Here is a 16,613-nt window from a genome sequence, read left to right as displayed (position 1 = left end):
CGAAGCCGCCTTTCAACCAAAGACCATGCGGTCTTTGGTGTTATCCGGTATTAGCTCCGGTTTCCCGGAGTTATCCCGGTCTTACGGGTAGGTTACCCACGTGTTACTCACCCGTCCGCCGCTAACCAAACAAGAGCAAGCTCCTGTTCGGTCCGCTCGACTTGCATGTATTAGGCACGCCGCCAGCGTTCGTCCTGAGCCAGGATCAAACTCTCCATAGAAAGTTGATTGGCTGATTTTTAGCTTCAGCACCGACACACAAGGTGACGCGGTGCCTCCACCTTTCTTATTGTCTAGCTTCGGCTCGCAACCGCTCGGGGTCAAATAACCTTCGCCTTCGGGGTGACAAGCATCCCTGCAGGCGAAGAACATTTGCCCGTCGCGGTTAAGCTGCGAGCCTCCGCTTTTCTTGATTGACGCTTGCGTTTTGTTTAGTTTTCAAGGAACTTTAGGAACTTTCATCTCTTAAAGATGACAGCTATTAAATAATAACTCATAGACAATTAAAAGTCAACACTTTTTTACAAATTATTTATCAAAACACATTTGAATCAAGCAAAATTGATTCTATCATGTTTGTCTTTCATATTCAACAGTATTTTTTTAAGAAAAAATATTTATCCGCCAGCGTTATTAATGAATAATTTCCTCGATATATATATCTCGATGTTCACTTAGAGAAAGAAATTTCTCTTTGTTGGCTAGTTTAACAATTGGTCTTGTCGGTTCTTCCGGCTGTATAAAAATAATTTTGCCTATTTCGCCGTTTGATAATTTAACCACCGTCCCTGTTTGAAAGTTGGCTAATTGATCTAGCAGTACTTTTATTGCCTCCATGCTTAATTTGCCAAATTGCTCGATTTGCATTTTTTCCAGCGCTTTAAAGGGCGACTGTTTGCGTCGATAAAGGCGTTCGGAAGTCATCGCATGATACATGTCCGCTACCGCCAATATTTTGCTGTATGGATGAATTTGCTGACCGCGAATTCCAAACGGATAGCCGCTTCCGTCAATGCGTTCATGGTGCTGCAATACTGCTAGCTTTGTCCCTTGTTTTAAAGCTGTTATTTTTTGCACCATTCGATAGCCAAATATGGTATGTTGCTGTACTTCTTTGTATTCGCTAGCAGTAAGTGCGGACCGCTTTATTAAAAGCCTTTTATCGACCTTTGCCATTCCACAGTCGGACAATACACCCGCAAGCGCGATTTGATAACACCCCCCTCTGCTATAATCCATTTGTTTTGCTAAAAAACCTGCTAGCAACCCGACGCTAACCGCATGGTGATATAAATAATCTTCGTCTGTCGCATAACGGTATAATATTAACAACTCTCTCTTATTGTGTATAAATTTGTCTAACAATGGAATAATCATATTTCTTACTTCGGCGATGTCAATCGGGAAACCAGATTGCCATGATTGAAACGCTTTTTTATATTTTTGAACCGCTTTCAGGTAAAGAGATATCGAATGTTCGTTGCTTATAGAACCGTCATGGTGCGCTTCAGGCAATTCTGTCGGGCGGAACGGCTCGCCGTTCGCCAAAACTGGCTCGACACATACTTCCTCAATTAAAAATTTTTCTAATATGTTTAATAACGTTGATGTCACTACCGTATTTTTTAGCATAATTGGTTTTTTCGTTTTCCCCAGCACATCTTCAGCAAGAATACATCCTTCTTGCAACTGGCGAAGCTTTACCCGAATCATCGCTATACACTCCCATGTTTTATTCATGTAATTTTATACTAACATTATTAGGAAATTAGTTGTAGTACTTTATGCGTATATAAAAAAGAAAGGTGCCACGAAAACAAAGCTTTCGGACACCTTTGTTATTTATAATGAATAACTCTCTTGCCTCTCTTGGCTCTCTTCCTCTTTTTCTTCTGTTGGAACTTTCGCTACCGTAGCAACATATTCATGTTCATTTTCTTCCGATAGACGAATTAACTTTACCCCTTGTGTATTTCTTCCTACTCGTGAAATATCGCTGACAGCAATGCGAATGAGGATACCGCTTGTCGTGATAAGCATTAAGTCTTCGTCCCCGTTGACCGTTTTCACCGCAACAACCGGACCGTTTTTCTCCGTCACATTACATGTTTTAATTCCTTTTCCGCCGCGGTTTTGCAGACGATATTCAGAGGCAGGGGTGCGCTTGCCATATCCGTTTTTCGTCACGACTAATACATCACAATCATCCTCTAAAATTTCCATGCCTACTACTTCATCATCCTCATCAAGCGTGATCGCCTTCACTCCCGTTGCACTCCGTCCCATTGTGCGGACATCGGTTTCCGGAAAACGGATAAGCATTCCGTTTTTCGTCCCGACAATAATATGTTTCGATCCATCCGTTAGCTTAACCGAAATAAGCTCGTCCCCTTCGCGCAGATGGATTGCGATTAAACCGTTGTTTCGAATATGGGCGAAGGAAGAAAGTGGACAACGCTTGGCAATGCCTTGTTTTGTGGTAAAGAACAAATATAAATTGTCGTCAAATTCGTCGTGAATAGGGATAATCGTATTAATCCACTCATCTTTATCCAGTTCTAAAAGATTAATAAGCGGAAGTCCTTTCGCGGTCCGACTGTATTCCGGAATTTCATATCCTTTCGCCCGGTATACTTTGCCTTTATTCGTAAAGAATAAAATGGTGTTATGAGTCGACGTAATCAAAAGATGTTCGACAAAATCGTCTTCGGTCGTATGCATGCCTTGGACGCCTCGTCCACCACGTTTTTGGCTTCTGTACGTAGAAACAGGCAAACGCTTAATATACCCTTTATGTGTGAGGGTGATGACGACATGTTCGCGCGGAATTAAATCTTCATCGTCAAATTCTTCGGCTCCTCCAATGACGATTTCCGTTCTCCGTTCATCGTTAAACCGCTCTTTAATTTCCGTTAGCTCATCGCGAATAATTTGCAACACTTTTTCCTCATCCGCTAAAATCGCTTTTAATTCAGCGATGAAACGGACAAGATCTTGATATTCTTGTTCAATTTTTTCTCGTTCTAATCCAGTTAACCGTTGCAAACGCATATCTAAAATTGCTTGCGCCTGTTTCTCGCTGAGCGAAAACTGCTTCATCAGCCCTTCCCTAGCGATTTCCGTCGTCTGTGAGCTACGGATTAGGCTAATCACCTCGTCAAGGTGATCAAGAGCAACGCGAAGCCCTTCTAAAATATGGGCGCGGGCTTCTGCCTTTTTCAGCTCGTAAGCTGTCCGGCGGCGGATCACTACTTTCTGATGTTCCAAATAATGCTCCAGACATTCTTTTAAATTTAACACTTTCGGCTGACCATCAACAAGCGCAAGCATGTTAATGCCAAAGCTTGTTTGCAATGCTGTATGTTTATATAGATTGTTTAAAATGACTTTAGCGTTGGCATCGCGGCGCACTTCGATGACGATCCGCATTCCGTTCCGGTCTGACTCGTCGCGTAAATCGGTAATGCCGTCAATTTTCTTTTCGCGGACAAGCTCCGCGATGCGTTCAATTAATTTTGCCTTGTTGACTTGATAAGGAAGCTCACGGACGATGATCGTTTCTTTTCCGTTGGACTGCTGTTCGATCTCAACTTTCGCACGCAATGTGATCGAGCCGCGCCCTGTTTCGTATGCTTTACGGATTCCGCTGCGGCCGATAATTTGCCCCGCCGTCGGAAAATCTGGCCCTGGAATGTATTCCATTAAATCGGCCACCGTCATATCAGGATTTTTGCTTAATGCCAAAATGGCGTCGATCACTTCGCCGAGCTGATGCGGCGGAATATTTGTCGCCATCCCTACGGCGATTCCGGATGAGCCGTTTACCAATAAATTAGGAAAGCGCGACGGCAAAACAACTGGTTCTTTCTCCGAACCGTCGTAGTTATCCTGATAATCGATCGTGTCTTTGTTAATGTCGCGTAACAGTTCCATCGCGATTTTGGACATGCGCGCTTCTGTATAACGCATCGCGGCAGCTGCGTCGCCGTCAATCGATCCGAAGTTTCCGTGTCCATCGACAAGCATGTAGCGATAGTTAAAATCTTGCGCCATGCGGACCATCGTGTCGTATACGGCTGCATCGCCGTGCGGGTGATATTTCCCGATGACTTCGCCGACGATGCGGGCCGACTTTTTGTATGGTTTGTCCGCGGTCATGCCAAGATCATGCATGGCATATAAAATACGGCGATGCACAGGCTTTAGCCCGTCGCGCACATCAGGCAATGCCCGCGATACAATGACGCTCATCGCATAATCGAGAAACGAGGAACGCATTTCCTGGCTAATGTTGACTTCACGGATGCGCGGATGTTGATTTTCTGCCATTCAAGAAAACCTCCCTTATAAAAAATTTGGAGTGGGGAGGGTGATTGCTCAACACTCTCCAAACTAAATATCTAAATTTCTTACATACCTTGCGTTTTCTTCGATAAATTGTCTTCGTGGTTCTACTTTGTCTCCCATCAAAATTTCAAACGTTTCATCAGCTTCAATTGCATCTTGCAAACTAACTTGAAGCAGCGTTCTTGTTTCCGGATTCATCGTTGTTTCCCATAACTGCTCTGGGTTCATCTCGCCAAGACCTTTATAACGCTGAATCATCGGCTTTGGGTTTTCTGGCAATTCCGCAAGAATTTTCTCGAGCTGCCGGTCGTTATAGGCGTACCTTACTTGTTTGCCTTGCTCAATTTTATAAAGCGGCGGTTGGGCGATGTATACATATCCCCGCTCGATAAATTCGCGCATATAACGGTAAAAGAACGTAAGCAGCAATGTGCGAATATGGGCGCCATCGACGTCCGCATCGGTCATAATAATGATTTTATGGTAGCGCGCTTTTGTAATATCGAAGTCTTCACCAATTCCCGTGCCCAATGCGGTAATAATGGCACGAACTTCATTGTTCGACAAAATTTTATCTAGGCGTGCTTTCTCAACGTTAATAATTTTCCCGCGCAACGGTAAAATCGCTTGGAAATGACGATCCCGTCCTTGTTTGGCCGAACCGCCGGCAGAGTCTCCTTCGACCACATACAATTCACTGATGGAAGGGTCTTTTGAGGAACAATCCGCTAGTTTTCCAGGCAAGTTAGAAATTTCAAGCGCGCTTTTTCGCCGCGTCAGTTCGCGTGCTTTTTTTGCCGCTACGCGCGCTCGGGCCGCCATCATTCCTTTCTCCACAATTTTCCTTGCTATCGTTGGATTTTCCAATAAAAATGTTTCAAACTGTTCCGAGAAAACCGCATCAGTAACCGTCCGGGCGTCGCTGTTTCCAAGCTTTGTTTTCGTTTGTCCCTCAAACTGCGGAGCCGGATGTTTAATCGAAACGATTGCTGTTAACCCCTCGCGGACATCTTCGCCAGTTAAATTTGGATCATTATCTTTAAAAATTTGCTGTTTGCGTGCGTAATCGTTAATAATGCGCGTCAGTGCCATTTTAAAACCGGATTCATGCGTTCCGCCTTCGTGCGTATGAATGTTATTCACAAATGAATAAATATTGCTGCTATAACTATCATTGTATTGAAGCGCAATTTCGACATGAATGCCGTCGCGCTCGCCGGCGATATAAATCGGCTCTTCATGAAGCACTTCACGCGTCCGATTTAAATGTTGAACGTAAGATTGAATACCGCCTTCGTAACAATATTCATTTTTTCGGTTTTCTACCCGCTTATCTTCAAGCGTAATTTTGAGACCGCGATTTAAAAAAGCTAACTCACGGAGACGAGTTGCCAACGTTTCATAATCGAATTCGGTCGTTTCTGTAAAAATTTCTGGATCAGGTTTAAAATGAACGGTAGTGCCTGTCCGATCTGTATCGCCAATCACTTGCAAATCAGTGCAAGGAACGCCGCGCTGATATTTTTGATAATGTATTTTTCCGTCTCTGTATACATATACTTCCAATTCCTCTGATAAAGCATTGACAACAGAAGCGCCAACTCCATGCAGTCCACCCGATACTTTATAACCGCCGCCACCGAATTTGCCTCCGGCGTGCAGAACGGTCATAATCACTTCAACAGCCGGACGTCCCATTTTCTCTTGAATGTCAACAGGGATGCCGCGACCGTTATCTGTAACCGTAATGCTATTATCTTTTTCGACCGTCACGTTTATTTCCGTACAATAACCGGCTAACGCCTCATCGATACTGTTGTCGACAATCTCCCATACGAGATGATGCAGCCCTTTTGGGCCAGTGGAACCAATATACATCCCCGGTCGTTTTCGGACTGCTTCCAGCCCTTCTAATACTTGAATTTGGCTCGCATCATACGTATGTTCGACTTTTTGTTCCATTGTCATGTCCAATCACCTACGCTTTCTTTCCAAACGTTCAAAACATTAATGACAGGAAGGGGCGGTTATGGAGCCGGAATGGACTTTATAAATGGCTGCTTCCTTAATGATGTCATGTTTAATCCCGTCAATGCTTGTCGTCGTCACAAATGTTTGTACTTTTCGCCGGATCGTATCAAGGAGGTGGGTTTGCCGATAGTCATCCAGTTCCGATAGCACATCATCAAGTAAAAGAATGGGGTAATCGCCAAGTTCAGAAAAGATTAATTCAATTTCCGCTAATTTGATGGATAATGCTGTTGTGCGTTGTTGTCCTTGAGAGCCAAAGGTTTGCACATTTTTCCCATTTACAATAAATGAAATATCGTCACGATGCGGGCCAGCAAGCGTCATTCCCCGCTGGATTTCCCTTTCTTTTATTGTAGCAAACTTTTCGCTATATGCTTCTATTATTCTCGACAATTCTACCTTTTCTGATACATCTATAGACGATTCATATTGAATTTGCAGCTGTTCTAATCCGCGGCTGATTTCATGGTGAATGGGCGCTGCCCATTTTTCGAGCAAAAACAAAAATTCATGGCGCTTCATCGTAATTTTCGCCGCCAGCGGAATCAGCTGCTCTGTTAAAATATCTAATATCGTTTCATCTTGCCGCTCGCGCGTCTGCAGCATTTTTAAATAGTGATTGCGCTGCTGCAGAAGCTTTTGATATTGACTTAAATCATGTATATAAACGGGGGAAACTTGCCCGATTTCCATGTCAATAAAACGGCGTCTTACTTGCGGGCTTCCTTTCACTAAATTTAAGTCTTCCGGGGCGAACATCACAACATTTAAATGACCGACATACTGGCTTAGCCGCTGCTGTTCAATATGATTGCATTTCGCCTTTTTCCCTTTCTTGGAAATGATTAACTCAAGCGATAACGCTCCGTGTTTTTTTACTGCTTTTCCTTCTATTTTAGCATAGTCTTCATTCCAGCGAATAAGCTCTTTGTCGTTTGTCGTGCGATGCGACTTCGCCATCGCCAATACATAGATAGCTTCCATCATATTTGTTTTTCCTTGAGCATTTTCCCCCAAAATAATATTTACATTGTTCATAAATTCCAACGTTTGGCTTTCATAATTACGATAATTTTTTAATGATAAGTGCGTTAAAAACAACGGCCCTTCACCTACTCTGCTTTCGTTACAATAAACGTGCCCAATCCTTCCACTTCGACTTTATCGCCATTTTTTAGCTTTCGGCCGCGCCGGTCTTCCCTTTCTCCGTTGACCAACACTTCATTTGTTTGCAGGAACCATTTCACTGCACCGCCTGTACTGACGGCTTGAATAAGTTTGAGCAATTGTCCAAGCGTAATCGTTTCCGTTGTGATTGCTACTTTCTTCTCCATCTGTTCATCGCTCACTTTCTTAAAACTGCCCATTTTTTTATTTTAACGAAAAAATGACATACTAGCAAAGAAAGCTGCTATTACGGTAGCAGCTTTCTTTATTAATACGTTCTTACCGGCAAGATAAGCTGAAGCATCGAATCGTTATGCAAAGGGCGAAGCAAAAACGGCCGCATTGCGCCAGTAAAGCTGATTTTAATGTCGGTGCCATCGAGCGCTTTAAGCGCATCCATCATATATTTTGCGCTAAAGGAAATTTTTAATTCCTCTCCCTCAACGGATTCACTTTGAATTTCTTCCGTTACTTTCCCGATTTCCGGAGAAACGGAAGAAATTTCGATAATGCCTTCATTGAGTGTGGTTAGTTTTACCACGTTGTTTCTTCCCTCTCTCGCTAATAGAGAGGCGCGGTCGATCGCCTGCAGAAATTCTTTTGCGTTCACGATAATATCGGTTTTGCTATCCGTTGGAATAAGGCGGGCAGTTTCCGGATAATTTCCATCAAGCAGGCGGGAAAAGAACAGCAAATGTTTTGTTTTAAATAAAATTTGATTAGCCGTAACGACAATATCAACCGGATCATTGCTGTCATCTAAAATTTTACTTAATTCGTTTAGACTTTTTCCCGGAATAACAACATTATGCGACTGCGGATTCTCCGTTTCTATTTTTGCCTTTCTTAACGCCAGACGATGGCTGTCTGTCGCCGTGCAAGTAAGTTCTCCGTTTTCAAACTTCCAGTTGACACCTGTCAAGATCGGCCGCGTTTCCGATGTTGAAACGGCAAATACCGTTTGGCGAATGATCGTTTTTAATAGATCCGTTGGGATTTTAAATATATTTTCTTCTTCAATTTGCGGCAATCTTGGATATTCATCGGGATCAAGACCGTTTAAGTTGAATTCCGCTTTGCCGGAACGAATGACCGTTAAAAAGTTTGGTCCTACTTCTATCTCCACTGTCTGTTGCGGCAATTTTTTAACGATCTCGGCAAAAAAGCGCGCTTGCAGTACGACGCTGCCAGTCTCTTTTACCTCAACAAGCAGTTTACCTTCTTCTTCCACAGGAATGAACGATTCGATAGAAATATCGGAATCGCTTCCCGTCAATGTTACTCCTTGTGAAGTCGCAGTAATTTTAATTCCTGTCAAAATTGGAATAGTTGTGCGTGGCGATACGGCTTTCATCACATCTTGAACGCTTTTGGCTAGCGATTCTCGATCAATGGCAATTTTCATCTTGCAATGCCTCCTAAAATGATTAGGGAAATAAATTATTTTTTTATAGTAAAACATAAAAAACAAAATCGTAATACTAGTAATAATGCTTGTTGAAATGTGGATAAGTAAATGAAGTAAAGGAAGCACAGCCTGTCCACATGTGGATAGGCTGTGCATAAATCTGCGCCTATTATTCACAATTGTTTCAATTTCTCTTGAATTTCTTTTATATGCTTTTGCAGCTGTACATCCGATTGCAAAAGTTTTGAAATCTTTTCATGCGCATGGATGACGGTCGTATGGTCACGTCCTCCAAATTCATCTCCGATTTTTGGCAATGAACAGTCTGTGAGCTCGCGGGAAAGATACATGGCAATCTGGCGTGGAAAAGCGACAGATTTCGTTCTTTTTTTCGCTTTAAAGTCTTCTAGTTTGATATTAAAGTGCTGGCCGACGACGCGCTGAATATCTTGGATCGTGATGACCTTCGGCTTTGTGCTTGGGATAATGTCTTTCAAGGCTTCTGCAGCCAAATCAGCGGTAATTTCCTTATTGATCAGCGACGAATAGGCGACAACGCGTATAAGGGCACCCTCTAGCTCACGGATGTTGGAATCAATTTGATTGGCAATGTACAGCATCACTTCATTCGGAATATCAAATCCTTCCGCTTTTGCTTTCTTTCTGAGGATAGCAATCCTCGTTTCCAAATCTGGAGGAGTGATATCGGTAATAAGCCCCCATTCAAACCGTGAGCGAAGACGGTCTTCTAGCGTTGGAATTTCTTTCGGCGGCCGGTCGCTGGAAATAACGATTTGTTTGCTTTCCTCGTGCAATGTATTAAATGTATGGAAAAATTCCTCTTGCGTTTGTTCTTTTCCAGCCAAAAATTGAATATCATCAATTAATAGAACATCGACATTTCGATACTTGTTGCGAAAATCGTCAGGACGGTTGTCACGAATCGCGTTAATAAACTCATTTGTAAATTTCTCCGAAGATAAATAAACAACTTTAGCCGACGGATTGTGTTCGATAACATAGTGACCGATCGCGTGCATTAAGTGAGTCTTCCCTAAGCCGACTCCACCGTAAATAAAAAGCGGATTATACGCTTTTGCCGGGGCTTCCGCCACTGCGAGAGAAGCCGCATGGGCAAAACGATTGCCAGAACCGATGACAAACGTGTCAAACGTATATTTTGGATTCAGCATGCTTTGCGGAAAATCTGATGCATCTTCATATGGTTTCCGCTGTTTTTTCGAGGGCCGCTGAAACTCAAAATCATCTTCTGATTGATTAGGAGGAATAATAAACTTAATTGACAGTTCTTCACCAGTAATATCGTAGATCGTTTCCGCAATTAAATGAGAGTAGCGGGAATCCAGCCAGTCTCTTGCAAATTCGTTTGGGGCTACGACGACAAGCGTGTCACCTCGTAAAGAGTGGGCTTTTGTTGATTTTAGCCAAGTTTCAAAGCTTGGCTTGCTAATTTTTCTTTCGATTTCCCCGAGCACGCGATTCCATAAATCATGGATATTCTCCAACCGTTGCCCCTCCCTTACTCAGAGGATAATAATCTGTTTAAAAAATAAATTTGTGGAAATAACATATAATAAGGAAAAAAGCGGCTTTTCGACAAAATTCACCACTTGTGGATAACATTATAAACAGGCTGTGAAAAAATATATCCACAACATATCCACAAAATGTGGATATTTTTCTTTATCCACACCATTATCCATAGTGAAAACACAATAATAATAGCAAATAAAATGGCATGTTGCAACGGATTTTTAAATTATCCACAAAACAAAAGTGTTGTGAAAAACTTAATTATCCACATAGTGAAAAGTGTGAAAAAAATGTCGATAAATAATGTGGATATTCAGATTATGTCTAAAAAAATTATCCACAATTTTTATAAAGTGAGAGAAACATTCCAAGCGGTTGACATTTTATGAGATTGTTCAATATAATGAGAAAGACTGCCCGTAACAGTTATTCCCTAGGGAGGTGTCATAGATGAAACGAACATATCAACCAAATAACCGGAAGCGCAGCAAAGTCCATGGATTCCGCGCACGCATGAGCACGAGAAATGGTAGAAAAGTGCTCGCGCGCCGTCGTCGTAAAGGAAGAAAAGTATTATCTGCATAGGCCACTGAAATTTCAGTGGTCTTTTTTCGCAAGGATAGAGTGAATAGATACTGAAAAAGATGGAGTGTTTCCGGGACATGAAGAAAAAGTACCGCATAAAGAAAAACGAAGAGTTTCAAGAGGTATTTCAGCGCGGCACGTCGATGGCAAATCGGCAGTTTGTCATTTATATACTGGACAGGCCGGAACAACCGTACTTTCGGATCGGGTTATCGGTGAGTAAAAAGCTTGGAAAAGCGGTGGTAAGAAATCGAATCAAGCGCTACATCCGCCAATGTTTCCTGGAAATGAAAGAGGAGATCATGCCCGGCAAAGATTACGTCGTTATTGCTAGGCTACCGGTTGCGGAAATGGATTTTTTTGAGGTAAAGAAAAGCTTGATTCATGTATTGCGAAAGGCGGGAGTCTTGAAAAAAAGGGAAAAATAAAACGGTTAAATTAGGTTGTTTTTTCCTGTCATGCAAATATTTTCGTAAAAAAGTACACCCATTATGTTTAGAATGATGTTAAAATACATATTTAGGATAATACGAATTCGTAAATATAGGAGGAAAAAGAAGGTGAAAAGGCGAATTTGGTTCATCGTTGGGTTCGTTGCATTGATTGCAGTCCTATCAGGATGCTCGCAAATCAATGAACCAATCACTCCGGAAAGCAAAGGGTTTTGGAATGAGTATATCGTTTATCCGCTTTCTTGGCTAATTAAATATGTTGCCCACGTTTTAGGCGGAAGTTTTGGACTGTCGATTATTGTCGTAACTATCTTTATTCGTTTATTGATCCTGCCGTTAATGATCCAGCAAACAAGAAATGCGAAAGCGATGCAAGCGCTTCAACCGGAAATACAAAAACTTCGAGAAAAATATAGTTCCAAAGATATGCAAACCCAGCAAAAGCTCCAGCAGGAAATGATGCTGCTGTTTCAAAAACACGGCGTCAACCCGATGGCAGGCTGTTTCCCAATCCTTATCCAAATGCCGATTTTGATCGGATTTTATCATGCCATTATGCGTACAAGAGAAATTGCCGAACACGACTTTTTATGGTTCGATCTTGGTGGAAAAGATCCATATTACATTTTGCCGATTATAGCAGGGGTTACAACGTTTATCCAACAAAAAATAATGATGGTCAACGCCGGACAGCAAAATCCGCAAATGGCCATGATGCTTTGGATGATGCCGATTATGATCGTCATTTTTGCCATTAATTTTCCTGCTGCTTTGTCTCTCTACTGGGTTGTAGGGAATATTTTCTCGATTGTACAAACGTATTTGATTAAGGGGCCGACGATGGACGCCACCCATTCAGGAGGAACGAAAAAGTGAAAGAAGTAACTGTGACCGCCGCGACCGTGGATGAAGCTGTGCAGTCGGCGCTGCAACAGCTTGGTGTTTCGAAAAATCGTGTGGAAATTGTTGTGCTCGATGAAGGAAAAAAAGGGCTGTTTGGCATTTTCGGACACAAGCCGGCAGTGGTGAAAGCAATTTTGAAGAAAGATCCAATCGAAGAAGCGGAGCTGTTTTTAAAAAAAGTGATACAACAAATGGGAGTAAATGCGGCAACGATAGAGAAGCAGCAGCATGGCAAGCAAGTGACATTTATGATCACAGGCGAACAAGTAGGTTTATTGATTGGAAAACATGGAAAAACGTTAAGTTCTTTGCAACTGCTCACGCAGCTTGTCGCTAACCGTTATGCAGAGGAGTACGTTTCTATTGTCGTTGATGCGGAAAACTACCGGGAACGAAGAGAAAAAACACTGATACAGCTGGCGCAAAAATTGGCGGAAAAAGCAGTAGAAACAGGAAAAGAAGTCAAACTGGAGCCGCTTCCGGCACATGAGCGGAAAATTATTCATAGCGCATTAGCGAACCATAAAAAAGTCGTTACTTATTCAGTTGGTGTAGAGCCGCATCGCTATATCGTCGTATCTCCTTCTGCACAATAAATTAATATTGATGAAAAGGGGCTATCTCTAAAGGAAACGGAGACGGCCTCTTTTTTCTCTTTTTTTTACAGGATTGGCATTGCCTGTTCTTACATTTTTTAGGTTGGGGAATGAGCACTTCATGTTGTTATTCACATGTGGATAAGTTAAAATTGAAATGATTATATAAAATTTGTGGATAGATCGTTATCGGCAACCACAGTTGTCTAATCTATAGATAGATTCGCTTTTTGCCAGCAAAAAGAGGTGAAAAAATGACGGATTTGGATACGATTGCTGCGATCTCTACGCCGATGGGAGAAGGAGCCATTGCGATTGTCCGATTGAGCGGGGATGAGGCGATTGCGATCGCCGACCGCATTTTTAAAAGTCTGAGCGGAAAACGGCTGAAAGATGTGCCATCTCATACAATTCATTACGGTCATATTGTGGATCCGGACAACGGGCAGACGGTCGAGGAAGTTATGGTGTCGGTGATGCGGGCGCCAAAGACGTTTACGAGGGAAGATGTCGTCGAGATTAACTGCCATGGCGGGCTGGTTTCCGTCAATCGCGTGTTGCAGCTTGTGTTAGCAAACGGAGCGCGGCTAGCCGAACCAGGGGAATTCACAAAACGGGCATTTTTAAACGGACGGATTGACTTATCACAGGCGGAAGCGGTGATTGACTTGATTCGGGCGAAAACGGATCGAGCGATGACCGTGGCGCTCCAGCAAATAGAGGGGCGTTTGTCGAAGTTAATTCGCAAATTACGACAGACGATTTTAGAAACGCTTGCCCATGTAGAAGTAAATATTGACTATCCAGAATATGATGACATCGAAGAAATGACGCCGCGGCTGCTGCTTGAAAAAGCGCAATATGTGCGGGAACAAATTGAAAAGCTGCTGCAAACCGCGCAGCAGGGCAAAATTTTGCGCGAAGGGTTGGCTACTGTCATCATCGGCAGACCGAATGTCGGAAAATCGTCTCTATTAAATGCGCTCGTTCACGAAAATAAGGCGATTGTCACGGATATTCCGGGAACGACGCGCGATGTTATTGAAGAGTACGTCAATGTCCGCGGTGTTCCGCTGCGGTTAATCGATACAGCGGGAATCCGTGAAACGGAAGATATTGTCGAGCGAATTGGGGTTGAACGCTCGCGGCAAATGTTAAAACAGGCGGATTTGATTTTGCTTGTGCTTAATTATCATGAGCCGTTGACAGAAGAAGATGAACGGCTGTTTGAAATGATCAAAGGAATGGACTTTATTGTAATTGTTAATAAAACGGATTTGCCAAAAAATATCGATATGGATCGAGTCAAACAACTAGCAGATGGCCGCCCGATTATTACTACTTCATTGTTAAAGGAAAAAGGAATTGACGATTTGGAAAAAGCGATTTCGGAAATGTTTTTTAGCGGCTCAGTCGAAGCGGGAGACCTTACGTACGTTTCCAATTCGCGCCATATCGCTTTGCTTCAGCAAGCGAAAAAGGCGGTTGAGGATGCGATCTCTGGCATTGAAGCAGGAATGCCAGTCGATTTGGTACAAATCGATTTAAGAAGAGCGTGGGAACTGCTTGGAGAAATTATTGGCGATACGGTGCATGAAAGCTTGATTGATCAGTTGTTTTCTCAGTTTTGTTTAGGGAAATAATGAAGGGGGTATTATATATGGACTATCATGGAGGTTCGTATGACGTCATTGTCGTCGGCGCCGGCCATGCAGGATGTGAAGCCGCGTTGGCGGCAGCGCGCATCGGTGCAAAAACGTTAGTCATTACGCTAAACCTAGATATGATCGCGTTTATGCCATGCAACCCGTCGATCGGCGGTCCGGCGAAAGGGATTGTCGTCCGCGAAATTGACGCGTTGGGCGGGGAAATGGCGAAAAATATTGATAAAACGTACATCCAAATGCGGATGTTAAATACAGGCAAGGGCCCGGCGGTACGTGCATTGCGGGCACAGGCCGATAAAGTGCTGTATCAGCGGGAAATGAAAAAAACGCTTGAAAATCAAGAAAATCTTACATTATTGCAAGGAAAAGTGGAACGCCTAATCGTGGAAGACGGCGTATGCAAAGGGGTTATTACCCAAACGGGAGCACATTATTATGCAAAAACGGTTGTTATTACGACAGGGACATTTTTACGCGGTGAAATTATTATCGGCGACATTAAATATTCAAGCGGTCCAAACAACCAACAACCGTCCATTAAATTGTCCGAGCATTTAGAAGAACTTGGCTTTGAGCTTGTCCGCTTTAAAACAGGAACACCGCCGCGCGTCAACAGCCGTACGATTGACTATAGCAAAACGGAAATTCAGCCAGGGGACGATGTGCCGCGGGCGTTTTCCTATGAAACGACGGAATATATTACCGATCAATTGCCATGCTGGCTTACGTATACAACGGCAGAGACACATCGCATTATTGACGAAAACTTGCATTTATCGCCAATGTATTCCGGAATGATCAAAGGGACAGGTCCGCGTTATTGTCCGTCCATTGAAGATAAAATCGTCCGTTTCCACGATAAGCCGCGCCATCAAATCTTTTTAGAGCCAGAAGGACGAGAGACGGAAGAAGTATATGTGCAAGGGTTGTCGACAAGCTTGCCGGAACATATTCAACGCCAGCTGTTAGCGACCATTCCTGGCCTTGAGAAAGCGCAGTTAATGCGGGCAGGCTATGCGATTGAGTATGATGCAATTGTTCCAACGCAACTATGGCCAACGTTGGAAACAAAACTGGTGAAAAACTTATATACGGCCGGACAAATTAACGGAACATCCGGATATGAAGAGGCAGCAGGGCAAGGAATTATGGCGGGGATTAACGCGGCGCACCGGGCGCTTGGAAAAGAAGAAATTATTTTAAGTCGTTCGGATGCGTATATCGGCGTGTTAATCGACGACCTTGTCACCAAAGGAACGAATGAGCCGTACCGATTGTTAACGTCCCGCGCTGAATACCGATTGCTGCTTCGTCATGACAATGCGGATTTGCGTCTAACAGAACTTGGCTATAAAATCGGCCTCATTTCTGAAGAACGATATCAAAAGTTTTTGGCGAAAAAAGAGGCGATCGAAAGAGAAAAAAAACGGCTGCAAACATTTATTATCAAACCAACCCCGGAAGTGCAGAAAGTTATCCGCGAAGCCGGCAGCAGCGAGCTGAAAGACGGCATCCGTGCGGCGGACTTGCTGCGGCGTCCGGAAATGACCTATGAACATATTCAAAAACTCGCTCCGGCGGAAGAAGAAATTTCACCGGAAGTAGCGGAACAAGTTGAAATTCAAATCAAATATGAAGGATATATCCAAAAATCGCTGCAAGAAGTGGAACGCCTTAAAAAAATGGAAAACAAAAAGATTCCGGAAGATATCGATTACGACGCGATCCATGGTTTAGCAACAGAAGCGCGGCAAAAATTGAAACAGGTGCGGCCGCTGTCGATTGCGCAGGCTTCGCGCATTTCCGGTGTAAATCCTGCCGATATTTCGATATTATTAGTGTATTTAGAACAAGGAAGAATCGCACGCGTGTCGAATGAATAAAAATTAGGGAAAGGATTGGC

General features: G+C 43.2%; 13 protein-coding genes and 1 rRNA gene. 6 read left to right on the top strand and 8 right to left on the bottom strand.

Annotated elements, in window-relative coordinates; translation table 11 throughout:
* The 8 genes from HT574_RS08225 to dnaA all read right to left on the bottom strand — a co-directional run.
* A 16S ribosomal RNA gene (locus tag HT574_RS08225) occupies window positions 1-221 on the bottom strand; the annotation flags it as partial.
* 412 nt (window positions 222-633) lie between these two features.
* Window positions 634-1,713 (bottom strand): HD-GYP domain-containing protein, encoded by a 1,080-nt coding sequence (locus HT574_RS08220; RefSeq protein ID WP_175244182.1) that lies wholly within the window; start codon window positions 1,711-1,713, stop codon window positions 634-636.
* 129 nt (window positions 1,714-1,842) lie between these two features.
* Entirely contained in the window at window positions 1,843-4,329 is a 2,487-nt protein-coding gene (gene gyrA / locus HT574_RS08215; protein WP_175244181.1) for a DNA gyrase subunit A, read from the bottom strand.
* A 63-nt stretch (window positions 4,330-4,392) separates the two neighbouring features.
* Window positions 4,393-6,315 carry a DNA topoisomerase (ATP-hydrolyzing) subunit B gene (gene gyrB, locus HT574_RS08210; RefSeq protein ID WP_175244180.1) on the bottom strand — a complete coding sequence of 641 codons (1,923 nt, stop codon included), beginning with the start codon at window positions 6,313-6,315 and terminating at the stop codon, window positions 4,393-4,395.
* Window positions 6,316-6,354: 39 nt separating this feature from the next.
* Entirely contained in the window at window positions 6,355-7,479 is a 1,125-nt protein-coding gene (recF, locus tag HT574_RS08205; protein WP_175244179.1) for a DNA replication/repair protein RecF, read from the bottom strand.
* Between the two features lie 11 nt (window positions 7,480-7,490).
* On the bottom strand, window positions 7,491-7,712 hold the full coding sequence (gene yaaA / locus HT574_RS08200) for a S4 domain-containing protein YaaA (RefSeq protein WP_017435761.1): 222 nt from the start codon (window positions 7,710-7,712) through the stop codon (window positions 7,491-7,493).
* Window positions 7,713-7,813: 101 nt separating this feature from the next.
* Window positions 7,814-8,950: a DNA polymerase III subunit beta gene (gene dnaN / locus HT574_RS08195; RefSeq protein WP_175244178.1), complete on the bottom strand. Its 1,137-nt coding sequence runs from the start codon at window positions 8,948-8,950 to the stop codon at window positions 7,814-7,816.
* Between the two features lie 176 nt (window positions 8,951-9,126).
* Window positions 9,127-10,479: a chromosomal replication initiator protein DnaA gene (gene dnaA, locus HT574_RS08190; RefSeq protein WP_175244177.1), complete on the bottom strand. Its 1,353-nt coding sequence runs from the start codon at window positions 10,477-10,479 to the stop codon at window positions 9,127-9,129.
* A 478-nt stretch (window positions 10,480-10,957) separates the two neighbouring features.
* Here dnaA and rpmH point away from each other — a divergent pair, with 478 nt between their 5' ends.
* The 6 genes from rpmH (at window position 10,958) to mnmG (ending at window position 16,593) form a co-directional block, all read left to right on the top strand.
* Window positions 10,958-11,092, top strand: a complete 135-nt coding sequence (gene rpmH, locus HT574_RS08185) for a 50S ribosomal protein L34 (RefSeq protein WP_017435764.1) — start codon at window positions 10,958-10,960, stop codon at window positions 11,090-11,092.
* Between the two features lie 77 nt (window positions 11,093-11,169).
* On the top strand, window positions 11,170-11,520 hold the full coding sequence (gene rnpA / locus HT574_RS08180; RefSeq protein WP_017435765.1) for a ribonuclease P protein component: 351 nt from the start codon (window positions 11,170-11,172) through the stop codon (window positions 11,518-11,520).
* Window positions 11,521-11,652: 132 nt separating this feature from the next.
* On the top strand, window positions 11,653-12,420 hold the full coding sequence (gene spoIIIJ, locus HT574_RS08175) for a YidC family membrane integrase SpoIIIJ (protein WP_175244176.1): 768 nt from the start codon (window positions 11,653-11,655) through the stop codon (window positions 12,418-12,420).
* Window positions 12,417-13,043, top strand: coding sequence for an RNA-binding cell elongation regulator Jag/EloR (gene jag, locus HT574_RS08170; protein WP_175244175.1), 627 nt, complete (start codon window positions 12,417-12,419; stop codon window positions 13,041-13,043). The genes spoIIIJ and jag overlap by 4 nt, the downstream gene beginning before the upstream one ends.
* Before the next feature lie 254 nt (window positions 13,044-13,297).
* Complete coding sequence (gene mnmE / locus HT574_RS08165; RefSeq protein WP_175244174.1) at window positions 13,298-14,686, top strand: tRNA uridine-5-carboxymethylaminomethyl(34) synthesis GTPase MnmE; 1,389 nt, start codon at window positions 13,298-13,300, stop codon at window positions 14,684-14,686.
* A gap of 17 nt (window positions 14,687-14,703) precedes the next feature.
* Complete coding sequence (mnmG, locus tag HT574_RS08160; RefSeq protein ID WP_017435769.1) at window positions 14,704-16,593, top strand: tRNA uridine-5-carboxymethylaminomethyl(34) synthesis enzyme MnmG; 1,890 nt, start codon at window positions 14,704-14,706, stop codon at window positions 16,591-16,593.
* The last annotated feature ends 20 nt before the right edge of the window (window positions 16,594-16,613 follow it).

Origin of the sequence: Parageobacillus sp. VR-IP (assembly GCF_013357975.1) — a bacterium.
Lineage (GTDB): Bacteria > Bacillota > Bacilli > Bacillales > Anoxybacillaceae > Saccharococcus > Saccharococcus caldoxylosilyticus.
The sequence above is the reverse complement of the archived record's forward strand: the minus strand, read 5'-3'. Positions and strand labels throughout refer to the sequence as shown.

Coding starts and splice junctions, on each gene's coding strand:
- gyrA (WP_175244181.1), bottom strand. CDS start 4,329: ATGGCAGAAAATCAACATCCGCGCATCCGTGAAGTCAACATTAGCCAG.
- mnmG (WP_017435769.1), top strand. CDS start 14,704: ATGGACTATCATGGAGGTTCGTATGACGTCATTGTCGTCGGCGCCGGC.
- yaaA (WP_017435761.1), bottom strand. CDS start 7,712: ATGGAGAAGAAAGTAGCAATCACAACGGAAACGATTACGCTTGGACAA.
- rnpA (WP_017435765.1), top strand. CDS start 11,170: ATGAAGAAAAAGTACCGCATAAAGAAAAACGAAGAGTTTCAAGAGGTA.
- dnaN (WP_175244178.1), bottom strand. CDS start 8,950: ATGAAAATTGCCATTGATCGAGAATCGCTAGCCAAAAGCGTTCAAGAT.
- HT574_RS08220 (WP_175244182.1), bottom strand. CDS start 1,713: ATGATTCGGGTAAAGCTTCGCCAGTTGCAAGAAGGATGTATTCTTGCT.
- rpmH (WP_017435764.1), top strand. CDS start 10,958: ATGAAACGAACATATCAACCAAATAACCGGAAGCGCAGCAAAGTCCAT.
- gyrB (WP_175244180.1), bottom strand. CDS start 6,315: ATGACAATGGAACAAAAAGTCGAACATACGTATGATGCGAGCCAAATT.
- mnmE (WP_175244174.1), top strand. CDS start 13,298: ATGACGGATTTGGATACGATTGCTGCGATCTCTACGCCGATGGGAGAA.